The organism is Acetobacterium carbinolicum, from assembly GCF_047456275.1.
GTDB classification, from domain to species: Bacteria; Bacillota; Clostridia; order Eubacteriales; family Eubacteriaceae; genus Acetobacterium; species Acetobacterium carbinolicum.
On record NZ_CP173357.1, the window covers coordinates 823,046 to 832,951 of the forward strand.

Genomic DNA, 9,906 nt, shown 5'->3' on the forward strand with positions numbered 1-9,906 from the left:
CAAATAAGAAGTGACAGCAAGAATAAAACCAGTAAAGAAAAAAATGTGGTAAAATAATAATTGTTGGCACGAAAAGTGCTTATTTAAAATACAACGAATCAGATCTTTGATTCGTTGTATTTTAAATATGTCATGGAGGTGAGAATTTTGGCAAAAGTGAATCTAAGCTTACAGGTTTTACCGGTGGTACCGGATTGTGAAATTTATTATGTCGTGGACCAGGTGATTGAAATGATCAGTCAGACCGGGCTTAACTATGTCGTTGGTCCCTTTGAGACATCCATTGAAGGTGAGCTCGATGATCTTCTGGATATTGTTAAGCGGGCCCAGTCGATCTGCATCAAGCACGGTGCCGAGCGGGTGGTTTCAATCGTGAAAATTGATTACAAGGAAGAAGGCGTCACAATTGATGAGAAAGTATCAAAATATCAGTGACAAGCTTATCCCCATTATTTTTATTCTGGCCATTCTGATCTTGTGGGAGTTGGTAGTTAACCTGGGTGTCGTGGAACGTTACACCCTGCCATCACCCTCGGATATCGTCAATGCCCTGATCGTCAATGGGTCAGATATTATGATGCACACCGGGGTAACCTTTTTTGAAGGGATGACCGGTCTTCTGGCGGCTGTTTTTTTAGCACTGATTATGGCTGTTGCGATGGATCAGTTTCCGATGGTTAAAAAAGCAATCTACCCGGTTCTGGTGATCTCGCAAACGGTGCCAATAATCGTTATTGCACCGCTGCTGGGGATGTGGTTTGGCTTTGGAATTGCCCCCAAAATATTTGTGGTGGTGCTGGTTTGCTTTTTTCCTATTACCGTCAACCTGATTGAAGGTCTTCAAAGTGTCGATGGAGAACTCATTAATCTGGTTCGATCCATGGGTGCCACAAAAGGGCAGATCTTTGCAAAAATAAAATTTCCCAGTGCTCTGCCCTATTTTTTCTCAGGTCTTAAAATTGCGGCTACCTACAGTATTATGGGAGCGGTCATCGGGGAATGGCTGGGCGGGAAAGCCGGGCTGGGGGTTTATATGTTAAGAGCAAGGCATGCCTTTGCACTGGACCTGGTTTTTGCGTCAATCGTGGTAATTGTAATCTTGTCGATCATATTATTTTACGGCATTGCGGGGATTCAAAGGGCCCTGATGCCCTGGGAAAAATTAAAGGAGGAAGAGGAATGAAAAGAAAATTATTACTGCTGTTATTACTGCCAATAGGAATTATTCTGATTGCTTTAACAGGGTGTACACCCAAAAGTGAAGAAAAGATTACCGTGGTTCTGGATTGGGTCCCCAATACCAATCATACCGGTTTATATGCGGCAAAGGAGTTGGGCTATTTTGAAGAAGAAGGTCTGGAAGTTGAGATTATTCAACCAAGCGAAGGTGGCAGCGCCGATTTGATTGCCGCCGGACAAGGAGAGTTTGGGGTCAGCTATCAGGAACAGGTGACCTATGCCAGAACCGCTGCTAATCCGCTGCCGATTAAAGCCATTGCGGCTATTATCCAGCATAACACTTCCGGTTTTGCTTCGCCGGTGGATCGCAACATTCTTAGTCCTAAAGATTTCGAAGGAAAAAAATACGGCGGCTGGGGTTCCCCCATGGAAGTCGCCACCTTAAAGGGGTTGATGGAAGGGGATAACGCCGATTTTAGCAAGCTTGAAATCGTTGATATCGGCGCGATGGATTATTTCGCTGCTGTTAAAGATCATGTCGATTTTACCTGGATTTTTTATGGCTGGGCCGGGGTTTCTGCCGAGCTTAAGAATGAGCCGATTAATTTTATTAAACTTCAGGATGTCGATAAAAACCTGGATTATTATACCCCGGTGATTATTGCCAGTGAAGACTATCTAAAAAGTAATCCGGAAACAGCTAAAAAATTCTTGCGGGCAGTGACGAAAGGCTACCAGTATGCGATTGAAAATCCTGAAGCGGCAGCAGATCTATTACTGATCGACAACCCTGAAATTGATCGGGCGTTGGCGGTGTCGTCGCAGCAATATCTGGCTGGTGAGTATCAGAGTGATGCCGAAAAATGGGGTGTCATGAGTCTTGACATTTGGGAAAACTATGGGAAATGGATGAATGATCAAGGCTTGCTGGAGAACCAATTAAAAGCCGATGAGGCCTTTACGAATGAATACCTACCAGAATAATTGTGTTCTTAAAGTTGCGGGAGTAACCAAGGAGTATAACCATAAAAATATCATCGAAGATATTCATATCGATCTCAATCAGGGTGAATTTGTCTCGGTGTTGGGTCCCAGTGGCTGTGGCAAAAGCACGCTCTTTAACGTTATTGCCGGGCTACTAAAACCAGAAGCAGGGAGGATTATTATAAACGGCAAAGAGGTTACGGGGGAAACCGGTGTGGTCAGCTATATGTACCAGAAGGATCTGCTGCTGCCCTGGCGTAACGTCATTGACAATGGCATCTTACCCCTGGAAATTCGTGGAATACCCAAAAAAGAAGCCCGCGAAAAGGTGAAAGAGATGCTGGCGGTTTTTCAACTGGAGGAAGATGGAAAAAAATATCCGATCCAATTGTCCGGCGGGATGAAACAACGGGTGTCACTGCTGCGGACCACGATGTTTTCAAAGGAAATCATGCTATTGGATGAACCCTTCGGGGGGCTGGATGCCATTACCCGGCTGAAAATGCAGGAGTATCTGCTGGAAATACTAGCAAAAATCAAGGGTTCTGTTTTATTTATTACCCATGATATCGACGAAGCCATCTTCCTGTCCGATCGGATCTATATCATTAACGGATCACCCGCCCATATCGTTGAAGAAATAGCGGTGCCGGTTAAACATGCCAGTCCCGAGGTGATGATGACCTCCCCAGAATTGCGCAAACTGCGCAGCGACATTTTAAAACGATTATAAAAATCTGCGGGCGAGCAATGCTCGCCCCAACGAACCGGGGATGTCAGATTAAACAATCCAAACAGCATCCTTTTGTAGGGGCGGTTATTAACCGCCCGTAAGAAAAGCAGTCTCAATTTTGAGACTGCTTTTCTCATTATGAGATTCAAATTCTCATAATGAGAAAAGAAACACCGAACAATTTGCGAAAAAAAATCACCTGTTCTTTCAAAAAACCGAAATTAACACCATCTTAAGTAAACGTTTAAATAAAGGAGCGGGTCAGTATTTTTGGCACGAAAATTGCTCTATATCTAAGCAACTTGAAAACAAGGAGGTTTGCATATGGCGTTAAAGGCAGCATTTATTTTTATTGCTCCCAATGCCGATCCGGCCATTCATCGGTCGACGGTTGAAACAGAAGCAGTAACACTGATTTCGGTGGGTGTCTCATCTTACGAAGGTGCAGTTGAGACAGCAAAAAAGCTGGTGGATGAAGGGGTTGGCGCCTTTGAACTATGTGGCGGGTTTGGACATCGGGGAACGGCAATGATTAGCGAAGCCGTCAAAGGAAAAGCTGCGGTTGGTGTGGTTCGATTTGATAGCCATCCTGGTTTGGAGAATAAAAGCGGGGATGATATTTTTTAGCTAAAGATTAAGCATCTGTTAAGATGCGAAGGTGAGAAAAGGTGGGAGGTGATTCGGATTAAAAAGTTCATCATTGAATTTGGAATGGGGATGGATTTTCATGGACAGGATGTCAACAAGGCGGCAGCAAAAGCCATTAAAGACGCCATTTCCCGAAGCTGCCTGATCGGGCTCCATGAGATCCATGGATTAACGGAAGAGAATCTCAATGAAAAGATGATGATTGAGGCAATTATTGGCGTATCGCGGCCCCAGGATTTGGATCAGGAAGCGCTCAAAAAACTCTTCCCGGTGGGAACGGTAACCATTATAGCAGAGAAAGGAGGACTAACAACTGCCGGACTTTTTTTCCCCGGCTTTGGTGATGCCAATAACACGATCGAAGCAGCCATTGTGTGTGTGACAGTGAGCGTGTAGATTACCCTTGTGATTGTAAAGATTCCCAAGTAAAGCAGATAAAAAGGAGGAATTATTTTGAAAATTTCAAACGAAACGATCATTGAAATGTATGAAAAAATGGTGAAAATCAGGAAGTTCGAAAATAGAGCCATGAATCTTTTTGCTGAAGGTCAGGTTGGTGGATTCGTTCACCTTTATATTGGTGAAGAAGCAGTCGCAACAGGTGTATGTGAAAGCTTGCGGGATGATGATTATATTACCAGCACCCATCGTGGTCACGGACATATTTTAGCCAAGGGCGGTGACATGAAATATATGATGGCGGAACTCTTTGGCAAAGAGTCCGGTTATTGCAAAGGCAAAGGTGGTTCCATGCATATTGCTGATGCAACTAAGGGCATTCTTGGAGCAAATGGGATCGTTGGTGCTGGTCATAACATTGCAACGGGTGCTGGACTCGGTATTCAGTACCGGGGAACCGATCAGGTTTGTGCTTGTTTCTTTGGTGATGCCTCGACGAACCAAAGTACCTTCCATGAAGGCTTAAATTTAGCCAGTACCTGGAAACTACCGGTTATCTTTATTTGCGAAAACAATGGCTATGGGATTTCTGTAAGCCAGGCCAGACATCAGAATATCACCGATATCTCCCAGCGGGCTGTTTCTTATAATATTCCCGGAATTACGGTAGATGGGAATGATGTCTTTGCGGTGTTTGAAGCAGTTGCTGAAGCGGTCGCCAGAGCCCGCAAAGGGCAGGGGCCAACCCTAATTGAATGTAAAACTTACCGCTGGCGTGGTCATTTCGAAGGTGATCCGACGGTTTATCGACCAGAAGGAGAACTGGAACAATGGAAGAAGAAAGACCCAATTCCCAGAGTGGAAAAATATATCCTTGAAAATAAGGTCATGACGCAGGAAGAAATGGATAAACTCAATGAAAAAATTGACGCTTTAGTTGAAGAAGCTGTTGATTTTGCTCTGGCCAGTAAATTCCCAGATGTATCATCTGCTGTCGAAGATGTTTACACCGATATAGTAGAGGAGGGACGATCAAGATGAGAGAACTTACTTACGGTCAAGGAATCAAAGAAGGTATGCGGATAAAAATGCTGGAGAATCCGGATGTATTTATTTTCGGAGAAGATGTTGGTCTTTTTGGGGGATGTTTTGGGGTAACAGCAGGTTTGTTTGAAGAGTTTGGTGAAAAAAGAGTCCGGGACACACCCATCTCTGAAGGCGCTATTATTGGTGCTGCTGTCGGTGCTGCCGCAGTGGGGTTGCGACCAATTCCAGAGTTAATGTTTGTTGACTTTGCCACCGTTGGGATGGATCAGTTAGTAAACCAGGCCGCTAAAATGCGTTATATGTTTGGTGGAAAATTAAAACTTCCGATGGTCGTGCGTTTGCCTTCCGGCGCCGGCGTGGCAGCCGCAGCCCAGCATTCCCAATCTCTGGAAGCCTGGTTTACTCATGTGCCTGGTCTTAAGGTGGTCTATCCCTCTAATGCCCAGGACGCGATTGGCTTAATGCTCACTGCCATTGATGATGATAACCCGGTAATCTATTTGGAAAATAAAACCTTGTATGCCGTTACCGGCCAGGTAGAAGATGAAGTTAAACCGATTCCTTTGGGAAAAGCGAATATCAAACGGGAAGGAAATGACGTCACCATTATTACCTATGGTAAACAGGTGTACGATGCCTTAAAAGCCGCCGAAATGCTGGAAAAAGATGGCATTGATGTGGAAGTCATCGATTTACGCTCCCTTTATCCGCTGGATACGGAAGCAATCTTTGAATCGGTCAAGAAAACCCATAAGGTTGTGATTGTTTCCGAAGAGGCAAAACGCGGCAGTTATGCGGGAGAATTGGCAGCCATTATCGCTGACGAATGCTTCTATGAATGTGATGCACCGATTAAGCGGGTCTGCGCCCTCAATACCCCAGTACCCTTTAGTGGAATTCTGGAAGCCTACATGTTGCCAAATGCCGACGATGTCGTTCAGGCAGTTAAATCGTTGTTTTAACCAGTAACATATTAACATGGCATAAGCGCCATGGTTCTGGGAATAATGGAGTGAACAGCGATGATATTATTTCCAGAATTTTTTAAAGACAGAAAAAGGTGGTGGACTTATGAATTCAATCGGTATAATTGCTAATCCTGCCTCAGGGAAGGACATCAGACGACTGGTTGCTCATGCAACGGTTATTGATAACAATGAAAAAATAAATATTGTCGAGCGCATCATTCTCGGGGCCCAGCAAAATGGGGTGGAAAAGGTATATATGATGCCAGATCCTTACAATATGGGTTATCGGGTGGAGGATAAGCTTAAAACCTCCGGCGAGCTGAAATGTGAAATTGAAGTGTTCGATTTCTTTAAAGAGGATACCGTCGAAGACACGTACAAAGCGGTCAGGTTGATGAACGAAAAAAACGCGGGATGCATTGTTACCCTGGGGGGCGATGGCACCAATCGGGCGGTGGCCAAAGACATTGGGGATATTCCGATGATTTCGATCTCCACTGGTACGAACAATGTCTATCCGGATATGATTGAAGGAACCATTGCCGGTATTGCCGCAGCAGTGGTGGCTTCCCATAAATTTGAAAAAGAAGTCTATTCAAATAGAGACAAGATTATAGAAATTTACGCAGCGGGGCAACTTAAGGACATTGCGCTCATCGATGCGGTTATTTCCCGGGATGTCTTTGTCGGTTCCCGGGCCATTTGGAAGGTTGAAGATATTGAGAAAATATTTGTCGCCCGAAGTCATCCGGCATCGATCGGTTTTTCGTCGGTGGTCGGGGGGAAAATCATTATCACCGAAGAAGACGATTTTGGTGCCTATATCAGCATTGATAAAGATGCCCCTAAAATTAAGATTCCCATGTCAGCAGGGATTGTTTTAGCGATTGGCACCAGTACACCCGTGATTTTAAAGTTTAACGAAGACTATACTTTTACCACCTATTGCCGGGGAACCATTGCCCTGGATGGGGAACGGGAAATCGAATTTCATAAGGATCAGGCCTTTACCTTTAAAATCAGTCGGAACGGGCCATGGCATGTGGATGTTAAAAAAGCCATTGAAGTGGGCCAAAAAAACGGTTTTTTTATGGTTTTGGAATAAAAAGGAGGATTGGATTATGGCTAAGTTTTTAGTGATGCCCAAGCTCGGATTGACGATGACCGAAGGGAACATTGCCAACTGGCGTAAAGTTGAAGGTGACAGCGTGACGATGGGCGAAATTATCTTTGATGTGGAAACAGATAAAATAACCAAGGAGTTTGAATCCCCGGGAGAAGGGATAATCAGAAAGATACTGGTGTCCGAGGGAACCGTGGAAGTGTTAAAACCCATTGCCATCATCGGAAAAGCCGACGAAGATATATCGGCCTTGTTGGCTGAAGCAGAAAAGGCGGTAGCCAGTCCGGTAGCCAGCGCGACAAAACCAGATGTTCCCGAACCACCAAAGGCTGAGCAAGCCCCAGTTAAACCGGCTACCGGTGGCCGGGTTAAAGCGTCTGCCCGAACCAAGAAAATAGCGGCTGAATTAAAGATTGATATCACCCAGGTAACCGGTACCGGCCCCCAAGGCGCCATTACTGAAAAAGATGTCAATGAATTTGCCGAAAAAGCTAAAACAACTCAACCAAAAATTTCCCCGACGGCCGGCGTGATTGCAGCCGGTTTAGGCGTCGATCCGGGACAGATTAATAAAGATGGTCGGATTATGAAGGCCGATGTGCTGGCCTTTAAACAAAACGCCGATTTCCTTAAATATGCAGATCCTCAGGAATTTACCAAGCCGATGTCAGCGATGCGAAAAATTATTGCCAGTCGGATGTCGTCCAGTCAGGAAACAGCGGCGACGGTTAACTATAACCAGCGGGTGGATACCACTGCGATGAAACAGCTTCGAGAAGAATTAAAAAGTACCGCAAAAATAACCTATACCGATATTTTGGTGAAGATATTATCCCGAGTGCTGTTGGAGTTCCCACTTCTCAACAGTGCCATTGTTGGTACTGATATTGTCACTCGAAATTATGTAAACATTGGCGTGGCCGTGGCGCTACCGGATGGCTTGATTGTTCCAGTAGTAAAGTTTGCCAATAAATTAGATCTGGGTGCCATTTCGACCGAAATCAAGGCGTTGGCTGAAAAAGCCCGAAACAATGAACTGGAAACCGATGAAATAACCGGAGGAACCTTTACCCTTACCAATATCGGTATGTTTGGCATGGAATCCTTCACACCGATTATCAATCAGCCCGAGGTGGCGATACTGGGAATCAATACCATTATTGATACGCCGATGGTCGTTGAGGGTCAGGTGGTCATTAAACCGATGATGAATCTGAGTTTGACGGCTGATCACCGGGTGGTGGATGGTTCAGTGGCAGCCCAATTTGTTGCCCGACTTAAAGAGCTGATTGAAAAACCCGGATTGCTGCTGTTATGATGGAGGTAGAATCATGAAGATTGTCATTATTGGCGGTGGCCCGGGCGGTTATGTGGCAGCCATCCGGGCAGCTCATTTAGGCGCGGAGGTAACTCTGATTGAAAACAAGTTCTTAGGTGGAACCTGTCTCAATGTTGGCTGTATCCCGACAAAAGTGCTTTTGCATACCACCGAACTCCTGGATGTTCTGAAAAACGATGCCAAAGAACTGGGAATCACAGTTTCTGGTTATGAAGCCGACTGGAAAACACTCCAGAAAAGAAAGACGAAAATTATAAAAAAATTGGTGGGTGGCGTGAAGGCCCTGTTAAAGAACAACACCATTACCCAAATAATGGGAACCGGCGTTTTTCTAAATGATCATCAAATTAAAGTTTCTTATAATAACAATCAAGACGAAATAAGCAAAGATGAAGAAGTCATCGATTTTGACTTTGCCATTATCGCAACGGGTTCAAAACCCGTAATTCTACCGATCCCGGGAAGTGTTCATCCCGATGTGATCACCAGTGATGCGGCCTTATCACTTGAAGCGGTTCCCGAGAGTTTGTGTATCATCGGTGGCGGCGTCATTGGTTGTGAATTTGCTACCATTTACAATGCTTTTGGTTGTAAGGTTACGATCATCGAAATGTTGCCGGACATTGTTGCCACTATGGATCGGGATATTGTTAAGCCGCTAAAAGATAAATTAATCAAAGATGGCGTGGAAATTTTTACCAGAACAAAGGTCGAATCAATTAAGGAAGGTCCTGACGGCTTAGCGGTTACGACCAGTTCCCAAGCGGGAGAAAAAATTGTGACGGCTCAAAAAGTGTTGCTCTCGGTGGGCCGAAAACCAGAACTTAGTACCCTGGAACTGGAAAAGGCCGGCATAAAAACGGAGCGAGGCGCAATCAAGGTCAATCAGAAAATGCAGACGAATAAGCCGCATATTTATGCGGTGGGCGATTGCAATGGCGGGGTCATGCTTGCTCATGTGGCATCGGCCCAGGGGATATTTGCAGTAGAAACCATTGTCGGAATCCGGTCACAGATTGATTTTAAAACGATCCCCTATTGTGTTTATACCAAACCAGAACTGGCTGGCGTAGGGCTCACTGAGGCCGAGGCCAGAGAAGCGGGTTATGACGTAAAGGTCGGTAATTTTCCCATGGCCGTCAATGGTAAAGCGATGATCATTGGCGAAACGACCGGGCTGGTCAAATACGTTACGGATGCTGCTACCGGCGAAATCCTGGGACTGCACATGGCCGGTCCCCGGGCCACTGATCTGATTGTCGAAGGAGCTCTGGCGATTCACCTGGAAGCAACGGTAGCAGAACTTAAGTCCACCATCCATGCTCACCCCACCGTTGGCGAATCGCTGATGGAAGCGGCTCATGCGGTAAAGAGTGAATCCATCCATATGATGAGATAAGTACTAACAAAACAAGAAGCTGATCCCGCTCGAAAACGAGTGCGATCAGCTTCTTTTTTAAAAAAAATAAAGGTCAGATATGGAAAA

The 9,906-nt window shown here is 45.2% G+C and carries 11 protein-coding genes; all 11 read left to right on the top strand.

Annotated features, from left to right (window positions below; genetic code table 11):
• The first annotated feature begins 147 nt into the window (after positions 1–147).
• The 11 genes from ACIZ62_RS03905 to lpdA all read left to right on the top strand — a co-directional run bounded on the left by ACIZ62_RS03905 (position 148) and on the right by lpdA (position 9,819).
• Positions 148–435, top strand: coding sequence for an MTH1187 family thiamine-binding protein (locus ACIZ62_RS03905; protein WP_111887860.1), 288 nt, complete (start codon positions 148–150; stop codon positions 433–435).
• A complete protein-coding gene (locus ACIZ62_RS03910; protein ID WP_414151250.1) occupies positions 410–1,183 on the top strand; it encodes an ABC transporter permease in 774 nt (257 codons plus the stop codon). The genes ACIZ62_RS03905 and ACIZ62_RS03910 overlap by 26 nt, the downstream gene beginning before the upstream one ends.
• Entirely contained in the window at positions 1,180–2,163 is a 984-nt protein-coding gene (locus ACIZ62_RS03915; protein ID WP_414151251.1) for an ABC transporter substrate-binding protein, read from the top strand. The genes ACIZ62_RS03910 and ACIZ62_RS03915 overlap by 4 nt, the downstream gene beginning before the upstream one ends.
• Entirely contained in the window at positions 2,144–2,896 is a 753-nt protein-coding gene (locus tag ACIZ62_RS03920) for an ABC transporter ATP-binding protein (protein ID WP_111887857.1), read from the top strand. Before ACIZ62_RS03915 ends, ACIZ62_RS03920 begins: the two co-directional genes overlap by 20 nt.
• Positions 2,897–3,220: 324 nt before the next feature.
• Positions 3,221–3,523 (top strand): DUF6506 family protein, encoded by a 303-nt coding sequence (locus ACIZ62_RS03925; RefSeq protein WP_111887856.1) that lies wholly within the window; start codon positions 3,221–3,223, stop codon positions 3,521–3,523.
• Between the two features lie 48 nt (positions 3,524–3,571).
• Positions 3,572–3,940, top strand: a complete 369-nt coding sequence (locus ACIZ62_RS03930) for a Lin0512 family protein (protein WP_322519532.1) — start codon at positions 3,572–3,574, stop codon at positions 3,938–3,940.
• Between the two features lie 87 nt (positions 3,941–4,027).
• A complete protein-coding gene (locus tag ACIZ62_RS03935; RefSeq protein WP_162624588.1) occupies positions 4,028–4,984 on the top strand; it encodes a thiamine pyrophosphate-dependent dehydrogenase E1 component subunit alpha in 957 nt (318 codons plus the stop codon).
• A complete protein-coding gene (locus tag ACIZ62_RS03940) occupies positions 4,981–5,952 on the top strand; it encodes an alpha-ketoacid dehydrogenase subunit beta (RefSeq protein ID WP_111887854.1) in 972 nt (323 codons plus the stop codon). The genes ACIZ62_RS03935 and ACIZ62_RS03940 overlap by 4 nt, the downstream gene beginning before the upstream one ends.
• 109 nt (positions 5,953–6,061) lie before the next feature.
• Positions 6,062–7,063, top strand: a complete 1,002-nt coding sequence (locus ACIZ62_RS03945) for an ATP-NAD kinase family protein (RefSeq protein WP_414151252.1) — start codon at positions 6,062–6,064, stop codon at positions 7,061–7,063.
• 16 nt (positions 7,064–7,079) lie between these two features.
• Positions 7,080–8,399 carry a dihydrolipoamide acetyltransferase family protein gene (locus ACIZ62_RS03950; protein ID WP_414151253.1) on the top strand — a complete coding sequence of 440 codons (1,320 nt, stop codon included), beginning with the start codon at positions 7,080–7,082 and terminating at the stop codon, positions 8,397–8,399.
• Between the two features lie 13 nt (positions 8,400–8,412).
• On the top strand, positions 8,413–9,819 hold the full coding sequence (gene lpdA / locus ACIZ62_RS03955) for a dihydrolipoyl dehydrogenase (protein ID WP_414151254.1): 1,407 nt from the start codon (positions 8,413–8,415) through the stop codon (positions 9,817–9,819).
• Positions 9,820–9,906 lie beyond the last annotated feature (87 nt).